We start from the raw sequence: 18,577 nt of genomic DNA, 5'->3' as shown, positions 1-18,577 counted from the left end.
TGATCTAGGAGGAGAATTATGATCAAATCTCACTCATTGAAGAAACTATCAGCAATGCTGTTAGCCTCTTTAACACTTTCAACTGCGGCACTTGCGCAGCAATATCCTGAGATTGCAACCGTCGATCAAACCCACGAAACTGTTTTAGATAATGGACTCAAAGTATTGGTACGGGAAGATCACCGATCGCCTGTTGTGACCACGATGATCTGGTATAAAGTCGGTTCAGTAGATGAACCACGCGGCTTAGGCGGTATCTCCCATATGCTTGAACATATGATGTTTAAAGGCACCGATACTTTAGGTCCGAATGAACACTCTACCATTGTCGCGAACCTCGGCGGTCGAGATAATGCTTTTACTTCCACCGACTATACCGCTTATTTTGAGAGTTTACCGGCTTGGGAATTAGAGACAGCACTCAAACTAGAAGCCGATAGAATGGAGAATCTTGAGTTACGCGCTGAAGATTTTACACCGGAACGTCTTGTTGTCGCTGAGGAACGCCGACAACGAACTGATAGTAATCCACAAGCGAAACTCTATGAAGCATTTAACGCCACAATGTTTACTACAAGCGCTTACCGTAATCCGGTGATTGGCTGGATGCCCGAGATTGAAGGTTGGTCGCTCGAAGACTTACAAAATTGGTATCAACAATTTTATGCTCCCAATAATGCCACCGTTGTCATTGTCGGCGATGTTGATCCGAACAAAACCATCGAGATGGTGAATCAATATTTTGGTCAAATCCCAAGCAGCAATAATATTGTCCGACCTGCGAATTTTGAAGTTGCACAAACAGGTGAAAAACGGATTGACCTTGCCTTGCCGGCGAATCTTCCTGTGCTCTTTATGGGTTATAAAACACCAAGTATCAATGAAACAGAGGATGAGATGGAAGCGGCGACGTTACTGCTCACCTCATTAACCCTCGATGGTACTCGTTCTTCCCGTCTTGAAAAAGCGTTAGTGCGTGATCAACAAATCGCACTACAAGCAGGTAATTACTATAATTATGGGGCTCGTTATACAACGCCCTTTACTTTCATCGGTGTCCCGGCAGAAGGCGTTTCCCTTGAAACATTAGAGAACGCATTTAAGCAAGAACTGCACAAGCTACAAACTGAACCTGTCACTCAAGCAGAAGTTGATCGTATTATCGGCCTTTATGAAGCGAGTAATATCTACGCACAAGATTCCGTCTACGCGCAAGCGATGTTACTCGGTCAAGCTGAAACAACAGGTGAAGGTTGGCAAAATGCCGAGAAAAGAGTGGAACTCTTAAAACAAGTGACGCCGGAAATGATTCAAGCCGTTGCACAAAAATATTTCCAAGATGACCTTGCAACCGTTGCCACACTGCATCCTAGCAATAGAGCCGATGGTAATAACCCCCATAATGATGAGGCTATCGATAACACGCTACTCATCGAAGGCGAAGCGGTGACCACCGAAGAAGCCCCGCTATTAGAGGGCAATAATGAGCCTGCATTGATTGAATTTACCGCAACAGAATCTGCTATATCTCCGACTGAGTCTAGCGATAAGAGCAGCGATGAGCGCGATAGTAATCAGAGCAAAATCAGAAAAGAAACAGCGACTTCTAAATCAGATTTATCTAATGTAGAGGCATCTAATACAGAAAAATCTAATGCGAAAAAATTGAATACAGAAGTCATACTAGACACAAAAGGAGCGGATCATGAATAAATTATTCCCACTCACCGAATACGCCCAATCAAAACGCCTTAATCTTAAGAAAATCGCCGTCACATTGATGACAACCACTGCGTTATTACTAGGGATAGCACATGCTAATACCGCACCTGTCAAAAGTCCAAGCGAAACAAAAACTCGTACGGTGGAGACTTGGAAAACAGCGGAAGGTGCCGATGTTTATTATCGTTATGCACCCGAAATTCCTATTGTTGATCTGATTGTTGCGGTCGATGCGGGTAGCTTTCGCGATGGTGAGCAATATGGTCTTGCCTCTATGACCGCAAATATGATGACAAAAGGCAGCGGGGATCTCGATGAAGAAGCCTTTTTAATTCAGCTCGATCAACTACAGAGCAGCATTGGTGTCAGTAGCAACTTACAACAAACACGCTTTAGTTTACGTTCTTTAGCTGATGAGATACATCTTCAGCCGTCCTTAACGCTCTTTTATGATGTATTAGCACATCCACAATTTGATGAAGCGATCTTTGAGCGTGAAATTACGCAAGCCATTGATGGTGAGAAAGCCTTACTCGATGATCCGGCATCTATTGCTTCAGAGCTCTACTATCAAACCCTCTACCCTAATGGTTATCTCGGAGTGACCTCAGAGATGCTTCAAGCCTCTTTGAAAAAGCTAAAAGTAGAAGATCTGAAACAATTTAGAGATCAGTTCTATCATGCGAATCAGGCAAAAATTGTTTTTGTTGGCGATATTTCCCAAGATGAAGCGAAAAATATTGCAGCACAAGTTAGTCAACTTCTTGGGAAAGGTGAAGCGCACACTGCACTTGCAGAAAAAAATAAAAAAGTAGCGCCCACCCGTGTTGAACGCTATTTCGATAGTCCTCAGACACAAGTAATTTTAGGACAAGCGGGAATTGATCGTTTTGATCCTGATTATCTTCCGCTTATTGTCGGCAACCATCTTTTAGGTGGCAGCGGTTTAACTTCAATGTTAATGACGACTATTCGAGAGAAAGATGGCTTAACTTACGGCATCTATAGTAGCTTTATGCCACTTTCAATTGCTGGCCCTTACTCTATTCGTTTCTCCACTAAAAATGAGAGCGTAGATGAGGCGATTGATAAGACAAAAGCGGTTATTCGTGATTTTATTGCCAATGGCCCTGAAGCCGATGCGCTACAACGCGCGAAGAATAATTTCGTAGGTTCATTGGTGCTTGATCTAGATAGTAATGCAAAACAGGCAAACTCTATCTTGAACTTAGCAACGTATGGCTTACCGCTAGATTATTACGAGACTTTGCCAGAAAAAGTAGCGGCAATCACACCGGAAGAGATACAAGCGGCTTTTAAAGCGCATGTCAACCCCGATGAGATGGTCACTATTATTGTCGGCGGTGATGTTGCACAAAAAACAGACGACGCTATAGAGACAAAATAGCGCTATATCAATTGATTGCTGATAAAAGCAAACCTTAAAGCGCTATCCCCACCTTTCCACAGAAGTTGTGGATAAGTGTTGGGATAGCGTTTTTATATTGCTCTTGCGCTCGATAAAATCGACACTCTCAGTTGATGCGTGAAAATAATACAGTATAAATTTTATCTTTTTACCCATTTCCTCTATATTGATAGATCCCACCTCTAAAAACTTTCTGTTTGATCGAGGTTAAGCCGCTCTTATCTAGCGCTATATGCTCCATACACTTTTGACTCAATCTATAGTAAGATCGGTTCAAAATAAGCTTATTGAAATGTCGGCGCATCGATTGTAAGGAATAAAGTAGCCGTTCTATCCGGCATCTTGCAACTGTTGGTGAGTCAAGTTTTATGTTTTTTTAAATCCCGCAATAGCTGTTTAAAAACCATTTTTCTTAAACCAAATTTACTATATCTCAGAATTCTGAATTCTAATCACCTAAATGATGATATATGCAGCGTTATATTGCGAGATTTCCCATAATCCTATTCCATTATCTACCTTTTCTGAATAGACCATTTTGTAAATAAAAATGAGTTGTTTAGAATCAAGCGGTAAATCGTTCTATAATGGCACACAGATTTATCAATTTAATTCCATTGGCAGATCACATAGATCCTTTCCCATATTTCAAATTTCAAATTTCAATAGTAAATAATATAGATAATTGGCATGAATAGAGAGAATATAGTGCAGTTTTTCGCGGAAGATGGCCCTTTAAGCCGAGCAATCAAAGGTTATCAGCCCCGAGAAGAGCAGACCTTGATGGCCATTGCCATTGCCGAGGCGATCGATGAGAAAGAGACCCTCATAGTGGAAGCCGGCACCGGAACAGGTAAGACCTTTGCATATCTTGTCCCTGCACTACTCTCTAAACAGAAGACGATTATTTCAACGGGCACTAAACATCTTCAAGATCAGCTTTTTGAAAAAGATATTCCGCTACTTATTAAAACGCTTAAATTTCCTATCTCAACGGCTCTTTTGAAAGGCCGTAGCAATTATCTCTGTCTCTACCGCACAAAAACATTGCGAGCTCGAGGTCGTTTTGAAAATAAACGGCAAGTAGAACAATTTTTCCGAATTGAACGCTTTGCTCAACAAGATAGTATCGGCGATATTACTCAACTCTCCGGCATTACAGAATCCGATTTATGGTCACAAGTAACCTCAACGACTGAAAATTGTCTGCATAACGAATGCCCCGATTTTGAAGAGTGTTTTGTGTTTAAAGCGCGGAAAAAAGCGATGGACGCAGATCTCGTTGTGATTAATCATCATATTCTCTGCGCGGATTTAGCCCTCAAACAAGAAGGCTTTGGGGAATTGCTGCCGGAAGCTGAGATCATCATTATCGATGAAGCGCACCAATTAGCCGAAACAGCAGGGCTCTTCTTTAGCACCCATCTCTCTACTAAACAACTTCATGATTGGGTTGATGATCTAAATAAAAGTGTCGCCGTTGAAGCCTCTGATTTTAGTGAACACGATGTGACTGCTGATACACTCTTTAAAGCATTAGTAGAGCTGCGTAAAGCGCTCCCAGCCTATAATCAACGTTATGCCTTAGCGGACTTTGCCGAAAACAGCGCCATTACCGATCTCTACAAAGAAGTGTACGATATCCTAAAGCATCTTCACGATATCTGTGAACCACTCAAAGTCCGAGCGCAATCTTTTGCCAAATTATTAGAAAGATTAGAAGAGTACATCAGCACTTGGAAAATCCTGTTATTAGCCGAGAAAACCGAACATTCTGTCAATGCCATTAATTGGCTTGAAACCTTTACCCATACCATCACTTTTCACTCAACACCACTCGATATTTCAGAACAATTTCGCAAAAATAGCGGGCTTCTACAAGCGAGTTGGATTTTCACATCTGCAACATTAGCCGTCAAAGATGATTTTAACTATTTTGCCCGGCCATTAGGATTAAGTAGCAAAAAGAGCCTCAAATTAGATAGTCCTTTTGATTATCCGCGCACTTCTCTCCTCTACCATCCAGATCATCTACCGCTTCCAAATGATCCTCGTTTCTTACCGGAGATGATCGAGACGATTATCCCTATTTTAGAAACCACTAAAGGCCGCGCTTTTATTCTCTTTACGAGCTATCGGGCACTGAATGAAGCGAAAATGTTACTACAATCACGGGTTGATTATCCGCTCTTTGTACAAGGGGATCTGCCGAAAATGGCACTTATTGAGAAGTTTAAAGAGTCGGGGAATGGCATTTTACTCGGCACAATGAGCTTCTGGGAAGGCGTTGATGTGAAGGGCGATGCACTCTCTTGTGTAATCATTGAGAAATTCCCCTTTGCTTCACCGGCTGACCCCATCGAACAAGCTAAAATGGCACTGATCAAAGAGCAAGGTTATGATCCATTTAATACCTATCAACTACCGAAAGCCATTATCGCCCTAAAACAAGGCGTTGGTCGACTAATTCGCGATCATAATGATTATGGTGTGTTGGTCATTGCTGATACAAGACTTTCAAAAAGTCGTTATGGTAAACGCTTCTTAGAGAGTCTACCGCCGATGACCAAGACTTTAAAACAGGAACGAGTTCAACGTTTTTTTGACTATATCGAAAATAAACGCGACACTAAGCAATAATTTTACCCTTGAGATCAATTATGGATATTTCAATTTTTGGCATTATCTTTATCATTCTTGGCTATCTAATCGGATCGCTCTCCTCTGCCATTATTCTCTGCCGTTTAGCAGGGCTTCCTGATCCTCGTACCGAAGGTTCTGGCAATCCTGGTGCCACGAATGTGATGCGTATCGGCGGTAAAAAACTGGCAGCACTCACGCTACTTGGAGATCTATTAAAAGGATTGATTCCGGTGTTGATCGTTCGGCTTCTTGGGGAATCGGCACTCACCATTTCTCTCGTGGCCGTTGCCGCATTTTTGGGGCATCTCTACCCTGTTTTCTTCGCCTTTAAAGGCGGGAAAGGGGTGGCAACAGCATTGGGTGCAATTCTTGGATTAAGCCCGCTTGTAGCACTCTGTGCTTTTGGTGTTTGGCTTGTTGTATTTGCGATTAGCAAAATCTCCTCACTATCAGCACTTATTGCCGCTATTTCTGCGCCTATTTTCCTCTACCTTTTTGATGCTTCGGGCGCAACGGTTTGGGCGGTGATCATTATGGATCTCTTCTTAATCTATCGTCATAAAGCCAATATCAAAAGATTACTCAAAGGCGAAGAAGGTAAATTGAAGGCGAAAAAATAAGAAAAGCCTATGCTCAAGATCTCGAAGATACTTTTAAGAAATCGCAATGGATAAAGTTGCTTTCAAATTCTCTTAAAATTTTCTTTTAATTCACTCAGTAAAGATCATTGAGAAAGATATTATTTCTATGAAAAGAGCGTTTTATCAAGGCGCTCTCTTCTACTAACAAAGCTTTTCTATCGCCGATTCTACTATTCATCTAGAGAATCGGCTATAATAAGCTCTATTTAAAATTCCTATTTTAAGGACATCATGAAAGAACGTTTACAAAAAGTTTTAGCAAACCTGGGATTAGGTTCGCGCCGAGAAGTTGAAAACTGGATTAGCGAAGGTCGCATCAAAGTAGATGGCGAAACCGCAATCCTTGGCTGCCAAGTGGATGGTACAGAGAATATCACGCTTGATGGTCGCAAAGTCGAGATCAGCAATGAGCAACAAGAACGCCGAGTTTTAATCTATTATAAGCCTGAAGGTGAAATCACTTCACGTCACGATCCTGAAGGTCGCCCAACGATCTTCGATAGCCTGCCACGTATTAGTCAAGGACGTTGGATTACTGTCGGTCGCTTGGATATTAATACCCAAGGTTTACTACTTGTGACGAACGATGGTGAGCTTGCCCATCGACTTATGCACCCTTCTCATGAACTTGAACGTGAATATGCAGTTCGCGTTATCGGCGATTTTACCGATGAAATGGCTGATAATATGCGTAATGGTATCGAATTTGAAGATGGTGTTTCTAAATTTGAAGAGATCCTTTGGTCTGGCGGTACAGGTGCGAACTTTTGGTACCATGTTACCGTAAAAGGCGGTAAAAACCGCGAAGTTCGCCGTCTTTGGGAATCACAAGGCTTGATGGTATCACGCCTCATCCGTATTCGTTATGGCAATGTGGAGCTTCCAAAAGGCCTTAGAGAAGGTCAATTTATCGATATCGATCCTGAAACACTCAAAGAATTAGTGGAATCTGTCGGTCTTGAGCATCAACGTGTCGTCCTCGATGAGAAAACCGAACGTCAACGCTCTAAAGCTCGCCGAGTGAGCGGTAGCCAAAGAGAACGCCGTGCAGAATTGAGTCGTGACCATCGTAGCAGTGATCGTCGCAGCAACGATCGCAACCGATCTGAAGGCAGAAGCTTCAATAGAGATGGTGAACGCCGTAGCTTTGGTGATCGCGATAATCGTAACAATGATCGCCGTAGCAACGACCGCAGCAACGATCGCAACCGATCTGAAGGCAGAAGCTTCAATAGAGATGGTGAACGCCGTAGCTTTGGTGATCGCGATAATCGTAGCAATGACCGCAGTAATGATCGCAATCGCCCTGAAGGTAGAAGCTTCAATAGAGATGGTGAACGTCGCAGTTTCGGTGATCGCGATAATCGTAACAATGATCGCCGCAGCAACGACCGCAATCGCTCTGAAGGCAGAAGCTTCAATAGAGATGGTGAACGCCGTAGTTTCGGTGACAGCGATAATCGTAGTAACGATCGTAACAACGACCGTAATCGTTCTGAAGGCAGAAGCTTCAATAGAGATGGTGAACGCCGTAGCTTTGGTGATCGCGATAATCGTAGCAATGACCGCAGTAATGATCGCAATCGCCCTGAAGGCAGAAGCTTCAATAGAGATGGCGAACGCCGTAGTTTCGGTGATCGTGATAATCGTAGTAACGATCGCAATCGCTCTGAAGGCAGAAGCTTTAATAGAGATGGTGAGCGCCGTAGCTTTGGTGATCGTGATAATCGTAACAATGATCGCCGTAATAATGATCGCAGCCAAGATCGCAGAGGAAACAATAATGGGGAGCGTTTCGAACGTTCAGCACCAAAGCGCACACGCGATTAAGTTATTTAAAATAGAGAAAAGATAGAATAACTCATAAGCGCTTTTACGGCGAAAGCTCTGCTGTAAAAGCGTTTTTATTTTGCAATAATGATTTCCATTTTAAATTGCACTAGCCATTTCTATCATCTACTTCAATATCTTATAATAGAGATTCAATATTGATCTCAAAGATCAATGATCACTTAGCGAGAGGAATAATAATGAGTACAACGCCATTAGCACTTAAAATTACCAATCTAAAAAAACAGTACAAAAATGGAAAAATCGCGCTTAAAGGGATTGATCTTGAAGTGAAAGAAGGTGACTTCTTTGCCCTACTCGGTCCCAATGGTGCCGGGAAATCCACGACTATCGGAATTATCACAGATTTGGTAGAATCCTCTTCCGGAAATGTGGAAATTTTTGGCGTTGATGCGCAAAAAAACAAAAATCTTGCCAAATCGATGATCGGCTTAGTACCGCAAGAATTTAACTTCAACCCTTTTGAGCCCGTCGAAGAGATTGTCATTAATCAAGCGGGATACTTAGGGATCCCCCGATCAGAAGCGAAAAAGCGAACAGCCGAATTATTAGCTCTACTCGATCTCTCGGATAAAGCCAAAGTCATGGCAAGAGAGCTCTCCGGTGGAATGAAACGGCGCTTAATGATTGCACGTGCGCTTGTGCATAAGCCTCGTCTACTCATTCTTGATGAGCCCACCGCCGGCGTAGATATCGAAATTCGCCGACAAACATGGGAGTTAATGCAAAAGGTCAATCAATCAGGGACGACTATTATTCTCACGACGCATTACCTTGAGGAAGCAGAGCAGATGTGTAAAAACATTGCCATCATTAATCACGGTGAAATCGTGCAAAGAAGCTCGATGAGTTCACTTCTTAGAGAGTTACAATCAGAATCCTTTATCCTAGATTTGAGCGAAGAGATTAAGGAACTCCCCGAAATTGAGGGGATTCGTTTAAAAGTAATTGATCCTATGACTTTAGAGGTTGAGATCACCAAACCTTATACAATTAACGATCTCTTTATGGGGCTCAATACTAAAAATATCAAAATTGATACGATGCGTAATAAGTCTAATCGCCTAGAAGAGCTTTTCTTGCGTATCACACAAAAAAGCAGTAATCACAGCACATTAGAAGGAGACCAACATGAGTAATCGCACCTATTGGATCGCGTTCTACACTATTTTAACCAAAGAGATCTATCGATTTATTCGTATCTGGCCACAAACATTACTGCCCCCGCTTATTACCACTATTCTCTACTTCTTAATCTTCGGAAAAGTGATCGGGGATCGAGTGGGCGCAATGGATGGCGTGACCTATGCACAATTTATTGCCCCGGGCCTTATTATGATGACCGTCATCAGTAATAGCTATTCCAATGTCGTCTCCTCATTTTTTAGTGCCAAATACTCTCATCATATCGAAGAGATGCTTGTTGCACCCGTCCCGAATATTGTCATTATTGCCGGCTATGTGATGGGAGGCGTTGCTCGTGGTCTTGCTGTAGGGGGGATTGTAACGATTGTCGCTCTCTTCTTTATTGATATGCCGATTGACAATATTCTATTGATGATCTTAATATTCCTCTTAACCTCTCTAGTCTTCTCACTAGCAGGCCTTATCAATGCTATTTTCGCACGAAGTTTTGATGATATTTCGATTATCCCGACCTTTATTTTAACGCCATTAACCTATCTTGGTGGGGTCTTCTATTCAGTATCACTACTGCCATCATTTTGGCAAAATCTCTCTTACTTCAACCCGGTACTCTATATGGTGAGTGCTTTCCGTTATAGTATTTTAGGGGTTTCAGATATCAATATTTGGACAGCAATTATTTTACTATTGGGCTTCTTTGCAATCCTCTTTAGTGTGGCTTATTACCTATTGAATAAAGGAATTGGTCTTAAATCTTAAGAAAATGGTATCGCTTCAATACAACCTATTGATATGATTATTATCAACATCCACAAATAGAAGATAGTGACCCATCGAAATGAATCCACTACCAAAAGTAAGCCTTTTTATGCAACAATAGTAGATTGAAGTTGCCTAATTAATCTATCTATTATTACAACTGAGAATAGTCACTTTATGAAATATTTAAAATACTTAGCGCTCTTTTTCACAGCATCCCTCCTTGGTGCCTGTGCGGGGAATCCTCCTAACCCTTACGATCCTTATGAAGGATTTAATCGCCCCACTTATCGCTTTAATACTGCTTTTGATAAAGCTATCACAAAACCTGTTGCTGAAGGATATGTCAAAGTCATTCCTAAACCTGTGCGAAAAGGGGTGGGGAATGCTCTTAGCAATCTTGGCGATACTCGCAATACCGTCGTGAATTTAACACAAGGTGAATTGACTGCGGCTGCTGAAAGCTTACACCGCTTCGTCTTTAATTCCACTTTTGGTTTACTAGGATTAGTAGATGTTACAGAATTATTTAACCTTCCACCTAAGCGTGTGAATGATATGGGGACGACTTATGCAAAAATGGGTTGGGCGAATAGTAACTATCTCGTAGTGCCCTTTATGGGACCATCTACTTCACGTGATACCGTCGGTGTAATTTCTGATGCTTTTGCAACACCTTATACCTACGCCTTTAATGAGTGGGTCGATCTTGGGGTTCTTGTGATGGGTGTTGTCAACCTGCGTAGTGAGCTCCTCGATGTTGGTTCTGTCACTCAATCAGCAGCACTTGATCCATATGTTTTCCAACGTGAAGCATATTTGCAATATCGTAATCAGCAACTTAAAGATCGTGGCGTAAAATATATTAAGTCTGCGCATGAGCGTGAAGCGCTCTTTGATGACGGTGATTATGATGAGGAAGATGATAGCTTATCGATTGCCGATCTTGCTCGCCAACGCAATCAGTAGTCACTCATAAAATATATTTGGCTAAAAAAGGCGTTTAGTCGAATAGATTAAACGCCTTTACTCTATCAATATTTATTGAGCAAAATTTATCTAGTAATATTCATAAAGGATTGATGATCTATGATACGTCGTTTTTTAAATCTCCCGCTTGCGATAGGTGAAGAATTGAGCCTCAAAGATGATGATTACAACTATATTGCTCGCGTTCTTCGTAGTCGCGAGGGTGATCCGATTGTGCTCTTTAATGGCAAAGGTGGAGAATATCACGGCACTATTACCGAAATCGCCAAACGTTACCTCACCGTCAAAATTAAAAAATATAATCCGGTAAACCGTTCAAGTTCAGTAAAAATCCACCTGCTTCAATCGCTTGCTAAAGGCGAGAAGATGGACTTTATCCTACAAAAAAGCACCGAACTGGGCGTAAGTGAAATCACACCACTCACTACAGAACGAAGTGTGATTCACTTGAAGGCTGATCAAGTAGATAAGCGTATAGAGCGATGGCGACATATCATTACTGCTGCTTGCGAACAATGTGGATTAAATATCCCGCCTAAACTTAATCCGCCTGTATCATTAGATGGCTGGCTTGCGAATATCCATCCGAGTGAACATAATTTAGTCCTGACGTTAGCACCCACAGCCCTCTCTTCACTGGGGCAATTTCTACATGATGTAGTGGCAGAGGATCCAGAATTTTTCTCGGAAGATCATGAAAAATCCGATCGAACACTGACCATTATTATTGGCCCAGAAGGCGGGTTAAGTGAACGTGAAATTGAGCTACTTGATCGGCATGGAGCAAAAAATGTCACTTTAGGGGAACGAATTTTACGCACAGAAACAGCGGCATTAGCGGTTATCGCCTCGATTCATAGCTCCATTGGCGATTGGTCAGTGGATCGCTTGCGTTCCCCTTTTTAAGCCAATTGCAAGACTTCGATTATCAACTTACTGCTAATATCCATGCTAAAACTAAAGGAATCACTATGACAACCAAGAATATATCGAACCTACGCATTATTTTTATTACCGATCCAATCCATACATTACCTGCTAAAAAAGATACCACTATTGGCATGATGATGGGCGCACACAGCTTAGGCTTACCGATCTATTACACCGAACAACCACAAATCTACCTCAAAGAAGGTACGGTTCACACAACAGCGAAGCGAGTTCATCTAAAACTTGCCGGCGAGAACAAACTCGCATCTGAGCAGGATTGGTATGATGTGGAAGCGCCGGAGAACTTCACCTTTGGTCCGAATGATATTGTGCTACAACGTAAAGATCCACCTTTCAACATGCACTATATCCATACCACTTACCTACTTGAACTCATAGAAAAGCAAGGCTCATTAGTATGTAACAATCCCCGCTCACTTCGAGATTGCAATGAAAAGATGTTTACTACATGGTTCCCTGAACTCTGCCCGACAACATTAGTCAGCAGTCAAAGTCATCATATCAAAGCCTTTATTGCGGAATATCAAGATACCATTGTTAAACCACTAGATGGCATGGGGGGTAGCTCAATTTTCCGAGTGAAAGCAGATGATCCAAACCTCAATGTCATTCTTGAAACCATGACAGAACATGGGCAGACATCGGTGATGGTACAACGTTATATTCCTGAGATTACGAAAGGTGATAAACGTATTATTCTGATTAATGGCATCCCTGCACCTTATCTCCTAGCGCGTGTACCGGCGAAAAATGAGACTCGCGGCAATCTTGCGGCAGGTGCAACCGGTGTTGTCCAAGCGCTCTCTGAACATGATCTTAAAATTTGCCAAACGTTGGGCCCTGAACTCGTTAAACGGGGACTCTACTTTGTCGGACTTGATGTGATTGGTAATTATCTTACCGAAATCAATGTGACAAGCCCTACGGGTATTCGTCAAATTGATGCTGAGAAAGGGACTTTCTTAGGGAAAGATCTGATTGAAGCATTGATCAATGTTTGGCAGAGTCGTCACGCTTAATAACCGCGCTTAATCACAATGCTTAATAATGATATATTTATAGATCAAGCACATATCAAGGATCGCTACAATAATGGTGAATAGAGCTACAACCCTACAATTCCCTTCAGCTGAAGTTTTAGCCTTACTTGAAACGATGGTAAAGATTCCTTCACCTTCGGGCTTTACTGAATCGATTTTAAAGGCTATTACCGAGCGTCTCTCTGAACTCAAAGTTGAGATCCGGAAAACGAATAAAGGGGCGATTATTGCTCATATTCCCGGTGAAAATCGAACACAGGCGCGCCTCTTAACTGCACACGTCGATACATTGGGAGCGATGGTCAAATCGATTAAGGCAGATGGGCGATTACAACTCACTAAAATTGGTGGCTTTAATTGGAATTCAGTGGAAGGAGAATATTGCACTATTCATACCCGTAAAGGTGACACATTTACCGGCACTATTTTACTCCATGAAACTTCGGTGCATGTCTATTCTAAATCAGGTGAAATTCCTCGAGATGATCAACATATTGAAGTGCGCCTTGATGTTGAAAGTCACACAAAAGCTGAAACTCAAGCGTTAGGAATCGGTCCCGGGGATTTTGTCTCTTTTGATCCTCGGTTTCACTATACGCCTAATGGTTTTATTAAATCACGGCATTTAGATGATAAAGCAAGTGTTGCCCTGCTTTTAGCACTGATTAAACAACTACAAGATGCGCCACGATTGCCCTACTCTCTCTACTTCTACTTTTCGAATAATGAAGAGATTGGCTTTGGTGGCAATTCTTCAGTGCCGAGTGAGGTGGTTGAATATTTAGCTGTTGATATGGGCGCGATAGGCGATGGACAGACAACTGATGAGTATTCGGTCTCAATCTGTGCAAAAGATTCTTCCGGTCCTTACCATTATCAATTGACGAATCAACTTATCCAATTAGCAGATGAAGCAGAAATCCCTTATCAAGTGGATATTTATCCCTTTTATGGTTCAGATGCCTCTGCCGCAATGCGTGCAGGATTAGATCTACGCCATGCCTTAATTGGCCCCGGCATTGAGTCATCTCATGCCCTTGAACGCACACACCAAAAATCACTAGAAGCGACCTATCAACTGCTTTACCGTTACTGTTATGCGCCGATGATTTGAGCTATTTTGCCCGATAAGCCTTTAGAGAGATGCTATAATATCGGGCGATTTAATATTATGCGTAATCGTTTCACATTATAAAATATTCATAAAGGATACTATGTTACGTTCTATGACGGGATTTGCCCGTGAAACTGCGCCCACTGAGATCGGGCAATTAAGTCTTGAAATTCGTAGCGTCAATCATCGCTACCTTGATCCAACCTTCAAAATGCCGGATCTTCTGCGTGCATTAGAGCCAGAATTGCGGGAAAAATTACAAAACGCCATTTCACGCGGTAAAGTAGAAGTAGGAATTCGAATCGACTTTGATGATGCTGAACATAGCAACCTCCACTTCAATCCGGCAATTGCGCAATCTCTATTAGCAATTCATGCAGAAGCGAATGCGCTCCTCGGTGCTGATAGCAAACTGACCGCATTACAGCTCATGCAACTTCCCGGCGTGATGAAAGCCTCTAGCGTTGATGCAGAATCGATTAAAACACCGCTCTTCTTCGCATTTGATCAGGCTTTAGTTGCATTTATTGCTCATCGTGAACGGGAAGGCGCGCGCCTGCAGCAGATGATTGAAGAGCGCCTTGCGCAAATGGAAGCCTTGGTGGAGAAAGCAAAAGCACAACGCCCCGTTGCGGTTGAGAAGATCGAGCAACGTCTTCGTACCCGCCTTGAAAATCTCAATATTGAGCATGACCCTCAACGCCTTGAGCAAGAACTCGTCTATATCATTCAAAAACTCGATATTGATGAGGAGATTGATCGTCTAACAGCCCATATTGCCGAGATGAAGAGTGTTTTCAAACGGAAAGAGCCTATTGGTCGTCGCCTTGACTTCTTAACGCAAGAGCTCAATCGAGAAGCGAATACCCTAGGCTCTAAATCCCAAGATGTGGCACTCACGCAAATTGGTGTCGATCTCAAAGTCTTAATCGAGCAGATTCGTGAGCAGATTCAAAATATCGAGTAGAAGTTCGGCAATAGCTCAGATTTGCTAAAATTTTGCTTTGCGGAAAAAATATTGATGGTATAATGACAAACTTCTTAAGCGCCCATAGCTCAGTTGGATAGAGTGTTGGTCTCCGAAGCCAAAGGTCAGAGGTTCAATTCCTCTTGGGCGCGCCAGACAAAACAATCCCGTATAATGAATCGACATCAATGCCGGTCACTGTACGGGTTTTTTATAACTTATAATAAAAGTTGATCACTTACTGATCAGATAAAAAACTTACCTCTATTTACCAAAGGATAACCTATGAAACGTCTACTACTTGCTACTGCTAGCACCCTGCTACTCTCTTCTTCCCTTGCATTGAGTGCCCCTCTAAGAGTGGTCACTAGCTTCTCCATTCTAGAAGATTTGACCCACAATATTGGGCAAAAAGAGGTGGAAATTACCTCTATCATTGGTCGCAACCAAGAAGCACATGGTTTTGAACCGACCCCCAAAGATATCTTAACGATTCAACAAGCGGATGTCATCGTCCTCAATGGTGCAGGTTTTGATGGGTGGCTTAATCGTATTTTAGAAGTTAATAATTATGAAGGAATTGTCATCGATGCAAGTCGCAATGTTCCGCTGCTCTCTTGGGAAGGCGAAGCCGATGCTCATCACGATCACGATCACGATCATGATCATGATCATGATCACGAGGATCATCATACAGCTAAAGAAACACATGCAACTGTAGAACATCAGGAGCATAACCACGACCACGACCACGGCCACGACCACGACCACGACCACGACCACGACCACGACCACGACCACGACCACGACCACGACCACGACCACGACCACGACCACGACCACGACCACGACCACGACCACGACCACGACCACGACCACGACCACGACCACGACCACGACCACGACCACGACCACGGTGATTTTGATCCACATATCTGGCAAAATCCACTCAATGTTGTCATTATGACGGATAATATTCGTGAAGGGTTGAGCCTTGCGCTTCCGGAAGAAGCTCCCTATTTTGCCAATAACTTCCAAACTTATAAAACAGCATTAGAAGCGCTCAATCAATATGCTGATGACACTTTACCAGCAAATCGTAAGGCTCATTTAATGGTGCTTCACAATAGTTTTGGTTATTTAGCGAAGCAATATGACCTGCATTTTATCGCCGTTTCTAACCTTAATCCGCTCGCTGAACCCTCTGCGAAAAAGATGGCTGAGCTCTATACACTAGTGAAAGCTGAAGATATCCGCGCTATCTTTAGTGAAAATATCGCACCCTCTCGCTTTATTAAAACATTAGCGCAAGATCTCACACTTGAAGATGGCGGTGTGCTCTACTCAGATGCGCTAACGGATTCCCCTGAAGCAGATACCTATTTACATCTCTTCAAGCACAATATCGACCGCATTGCCGAAGTATTACAGCATCAAGAATAAGTAATCGTTGCTTCAAAAATAGCGATATTAACGAAAATGCCTATCCATGCAAAGAGACTGTCTTTACCAATCGTTTTCAGAGATAGTCTCTTTATTATTTCTTCCCTTATGGCTCACTGCCGACTACATGATTTTAAAATCGAAAAATATTAGGAAACGTGCTAATATTCTAGCTATTTGAATCACACTTATTAAAATTTAAAATAATTACAAGATAAAGGTCGTTCGGTTTATGTCTGATAATATTGTACGTACAAACTTCATTCGCCAAATCATTGATCAAGATCTCGAAAGCGGTAAATATGAGAAACCCTCAGATATTCATACTCGTTTTCCGCCTGAACCTAATGGCTATCTACATATCGGACATGCAAAGGCAATCTGTCTAAACTTCGGTATCGCCCAAGATTATGGTGGCCGCTGCAATCTTCGTTTTGATGATACGAATCCCACAAAAGAAGAAGTTGAATATGTGGATGGAATCAAGAAAGATGTTGAATGGCTCGGATTCAAATGGGATTCTCTGCATTATGCTTCAGATTACTTTGAGCAATACTACGAAATTGCTATTAAGTTAATCAAAAAAGGCCTTGCCTATGTTGATGATAGTAGCGCCGAAGAGATCCGTGAGATGCGCGGTACATTAACTGAACCCGGAATCGAATCACCTTATCGTAATCGCTCTATTGAGGAGAATCTCGATCTTTTTGAGAGAATGCGTCAAGGGGAATTTAAAGATGGAGAAAAAATTCTCCGTGCTAAAATTGATATGGCTTCTCCTAATATTAATTTACGTGATCCTGCGCTCTATCGTATCCGTCATGAGGCACATCATCAAACAGGCAATCAGTGGTGCATCTATCCTATGTATGATTTAGCACACTCTATTGGAGATGCGATCGAAGGAATTACTCATTCTCTCTGCTCTCTTGAATTTGCAGATCATCGCCCCCTTTATGATTGGTGCGTTGAACATGCAGAGATGCAACATACCCCCCATCAATATGAGTTTTCACGCCTTAATATTGAATATAATGTCATGTCTAAGCGCCTATTAACGCTTCTCGTGACCTCAAAAGTTGTAGATGGCTGGGATGATCCTCGCATGCCCACAATCGCCGGTCTCCGTCGTCGTGGCTGCCCTCCGGAAGCGATCCGTCTATTCTGTGATCGTATAGGTGTGACCAAATCAGAAAACCTCATTGAGCTACAACAATTTAGCCAAGCTATGAGGGATGTACTGAACGAGAAAGCGAATCGTAGAATGGCTGTGCTTGATCCACTGAAAGTGACGTTAACAAATCTTGAAGCGGATCAGCTTTTAGATATTGCCAATCATCCACAAGATGAAACCCGTGGTACACGTCAAATTAACTTCAGTAATGCGCTCTATATTGATCGTGCGGACTTCCAAGAGAGTGCTAATAAAAAATATAAACGTTTAGTCTTAGGCGATTTTGTTCGTCTCAGAGGTGCTTATATCATCAAAGCCACCGATATCGTCAAGGATGAAGCGGATAATATTATCGAGATCATTGCCGAGATTGTCCCTGGATCATTGGGCAAAAATGTCGAAGGGGCTAAAGCACGAGGCGTTATCCAATGGGTTTCTGCAAAAGATGCGGTGGATATCACAATTCATAACTATGACGTACTCTTTACCGAGAAAAATCCTAATGCGATGCCAGGTGAACTCACCGACTATATCAATCATGACTCCTTAGAAGTCATCCACGGTAAGGGGGAGCCATCCCTCGTTGATGCGCCGGTTGAAGAAGCTTATCAGTTTGAACGTATTGGTTACTATGCCCGTGATTCAAAATATGAAGGGCTTATCTTTAACCGAGTCGTTGAGTTAAAAGATAGTTTCGGAGAATAACT

Annotated in this window: 14 protein-coding genes and 1 tRNA gene; all 15 read left to right on the top strand. The window is 42.4% G+C overall.

From position 1 onward, the window contains the following. Window positions 1–18: 18 nt before the first annotated feature. Window positions 19–1,713 carry a M16 family metallopeptidase gene (locus WMO13_RS02770; protein WP_051396137.1) on the top strand — a complete coding sequence of 565 codons (1,695 nt, stop codon included), beginning with the start codon at window positions 19–21 and terminating at the stop codon, window positions 1,711–1,713. Next, complete coding sequence (locus WMO13_RS02765; RefSeq protein WP_051396138.1) at window positions 1,706–3,130, top strand: M16 family metallopeptidase; 1,425 nt, start codon at window positions 1,706–1,708, stop codon at window positions 3,128–3,130. Before WMO13_RS02770 ends, WMO13_RS02765 begins: the two co-directional genes overlap by 8 nt. A gap of 711 nt (window positions 3,131–3,841) precedes the next feature. After that, window positions 3,842–5,791 (top strand): ATP-dependent DNA helicase, encoded by a 1,950-nt coding sequence (locus WMO13_RS02760; RefSeq protein ID WP_026878554.1) that lies wholly within the window; start codon window positions 3,842–3,844, stop codon window positions 5,789–5,791. A gap of 20 nt (window positions 5,792–5,811) precedes the next feature. After that, complete coding sequence (gene plsY / locus WMO13_RS02755) at window positions 5,812–6,414, top strand: glycerol-3-phosphate 1-O-acyltransferase PlsY (RefSeq protein ID WP_034855415.1); 603 nt, start codon at window positions 5,812–5,814, stop codon at window positions 6,412–6,414. A gap of 252 nt (window positions 6,415–6,666) precedes the next feature. Continuing rightward, window positions 6,667–8,265, top strand: a complete 1,599-nt coding sequence (gene rluB, locus WMO13_RS02750) for a 23S rRNA pseudouridine(2605) synthase RluB (RefSeq protein ID WP_342386903.1) — start codon at window positions 6,667–6,669, stop codon at window positions 8,263–8,265. A 200-nt stretch (window positions 8,266–8,465) separates the two neighbouring features. Further along, window positions 8,466–9,425, top strand: a complete 960-nt coding sequence (locus WMO13_RS02745) for an ABC transporter ATP-binding protein (RefSeq protein ID WP_034855417.1) — start codon at window positions 8,466–8,468, stop codon at window positions 9,423–9,425. Further along, the gene (locus tag WMO13_RS02740) at window positions 9,418–10,191 is read left to right on the top strand and encodes an ABC transporter permease (RefSeq protein WP_026878557.1); all 774 of its coding nucleotides are present in this window, start codon (window positions 9,418–9,420) and stop codon (window positions 10,189–10,191) included. The genes WMO13_RS02745 and WMO13_RS02740 overlap by 8 nt, the downstream gene beginning before the upstream one ends. A gap of 177 nt (window positions 10,192–10,368) precedes the next feature. Beyond that, the gene (locus tag WMO13_RS02735; protein ID WP_051396139.1) at window positions 10,369–11,160 is read left to right on the top strand and encodes an MlaA family lipoprotein; all 792 of its coding nucleotides are present in this window, start codon (window positions 10,369–10,371) and stop codon (window positions 11,158–11,160) included. A 120-nt stretch (window positions 11,161–11,280) separates the two neighbouring features. After that, window positions 11,281–12,087 (top strand): 16S rRNA (uracil(1498)-N(3))-methyltransferase, encoded by an 807-nt coding sequence (locus WMO13_RS02730; protein WP_026878558.1) that lies wholly within the window; start codon window positions 11,281–11,283, stop codon window positions 12,085–12,087. A gap of 65 nt (window positions 12,088–12,152) precedes the next feature. Then, a complete protein-coding gene (gene gshB / locus WMO13_RS02725; RefSeq protein WP_034855420.1) occupies window positions 12,153–13,151 on the top strand; it encodes a glutathione synthase in 999 nt (332 codons plus the stop codon). 73 nt (window positions 13,152–13,224) lie between these two features. Beyond that, complete coding sequence (locus WMO13_RS02720; RefSeq protein WP_026878560.1) at window positions 13,225–14,286, top strand: M42 family metallopeptidase; 1,062 nt, start codon at window positions 13,225–13,227, stop codon at window positions 14,284–14,286. 100 nt (window positions 14,287–14,386) lie between these two features. Continuing rightward, complete coding sequence (locus WMO13_RS02715) at window positions 14,387–15,253, top strand: YicC/YloC family endoribonuclease (protein ID WP_026878561.1); 867 nt, start codon at window positions 14,387–14,389, stop codon at window positions 15,251–15,253. A 78-nt stretch (window positions 15,254–15,331) separates the two neighbouring features. Then, window positions 15,332–15,408 (top strand) — tRNA-Arg (locus WMO13_RS02710). 130 nt (window positions 15,409–15,538) lie between these two features. Further along, window positions 15,539–16,696, top strand: a complete 1,158-nt coding sequence (locus WMO13_RS02705) for a metal ABC transporter substrate-binding protein (protein WP_342386902.1) — start codon at window positions 15,539–15,541, stop codon at window positions 16,694–16,696. A 232-nt stretch (window positions 16,697–16,928) separates the two neighbouring features. Beyond that, window positions 16,929–18,575, top strand: coding sequence for a glutamine--tRNA ligase/YqeY domain fusion protein (locus WMO13_RS02700; protein ID WP_026878563.1), 1,647 nt, complete (start codon window positions 16,929–16,931; stop codon window positions 18,573–18,575). Window positions 18,576–18,577: the final 2 nt, after the last annotated feature.

It is taken from the genome of Ignatzschineria larvae DSM 13226 (assembly GCF_038500265.1).
In the GTDB taxonomy this organism is placed as follows: Bacteria; Pseudomonadota; Gammaproteobacteria; order Cardiobacteriales; family Wohlfahrtiimonadaceae; genus Ignatzschineria; species Ignatzschineria larvae.
The sequence above is the reverse complement of the archived record's forward strand: the minus strand, read 5'-3'. Positions and strand labels throughout refer to the sequence as shown.

What these genes read in the sequence shown, in the direction of transcription:
- WMO13_RS02720 (WP_026878560.1), top strand. Translation starts at nt 13,225, where the DNA reads ATGGTGAATAGAGCTACAACCCTACAATTCCCTTCAGCTGAAGTTTTA.
- WMO13_RS02705 (WP_342386902.1), top strand. Translation starts at nt 15,539, where the DNA reads ATGAAACGTCTACTACTTGCTACTGCTAGCACCCTGCTACTCTCTTCT.
- gshB (WP_034855420.1), top strand. Translation starts at nt 12,153, where the DNA reads ATGACAACCAAGAATATATCGAACCTACGCATTATTTTTATTACCGAT.
- WMO13_RS02770 (WP_051396137.1), top strand. Translation starts at nt 19, where the DNA reads ATGATCAAATCTCACTCATTGAAGAAACTATCAGCAATGCTGTTAGCC.
- WMO13_RS02735 (WP_051396139.1), top strand. Translation starts at nt 10,369, where the DNA reads ATGAAATATTTAAAATACTTAGCGCTCTTTTTCACAGCATCCCTCCTT.
- WMO13_RS02745 (WP_034855417.1), top strand. Translation starts at nt 8,466, where the DNA reads ATGAGTACAACGCCATTAGCACTTAAAATTACCAATCTAAAAAAACAG.
- WMO13_RS02715 (WP_026878561.1), top strand. Translation starts at nt 14,387, where the DNA reads ATGTTACGTTCTATGACGGGATTTGCCCGTGAAACTGCGCCCACTGAG.
- WMO13_RS02740 (WP_026878557.1), top strand. Translation starts at nt 9,418, where the DNA reads ATGAGTAATCGCACCTATTGGATCGCGTTCTACACTATTTTAACCAAA.
- WMO13_RS02700 (WP_026878563.1), top strand. Translation starts at nt 16,929, where the DNA reads ATGTCTGATAATATTGTACGTACAAACTTCATTCGCCAAATCATTGAT.
- WMO13_RS02760 (WP_026878554.1), top strand. Translation starts at nt 3,842, where the DNA reads ATGAATAGAGAGAATATAGTGCAGTTTTTCGCGGAAGATGGCCCTTTA.
- rluB (WP_342386903.1), top strand. Translation starts at nt 6,667, where the DNA reads ATGAAAGAACGTTTACAAAAAGTTTTAGCAAACCTGGGATTAGGTTCG.
- WMO13_RS02730 (WP_026878558.1), top strand. Translation starts at nt 11,281, where the DNA reads ATGATACGTCGTTTTTTAAATCTCCCGCTTGCGATAGGTGAAGAATTG.
- plsY (WP_034855415.1), top strand. Translation starts at nt 5,812, where the DNA reads ATGGATATTTCAATTTTTGGCATTATCTTTATCATTCTTGGCTATCTA.
- WMO13_RS02765 (WP_051396138.1), top strand. Translation starts at nt 1,706, where the DNA reads ATGAATAAATTATTCCCACTCACCGAATACGCCCAATCAAAACGCCTT.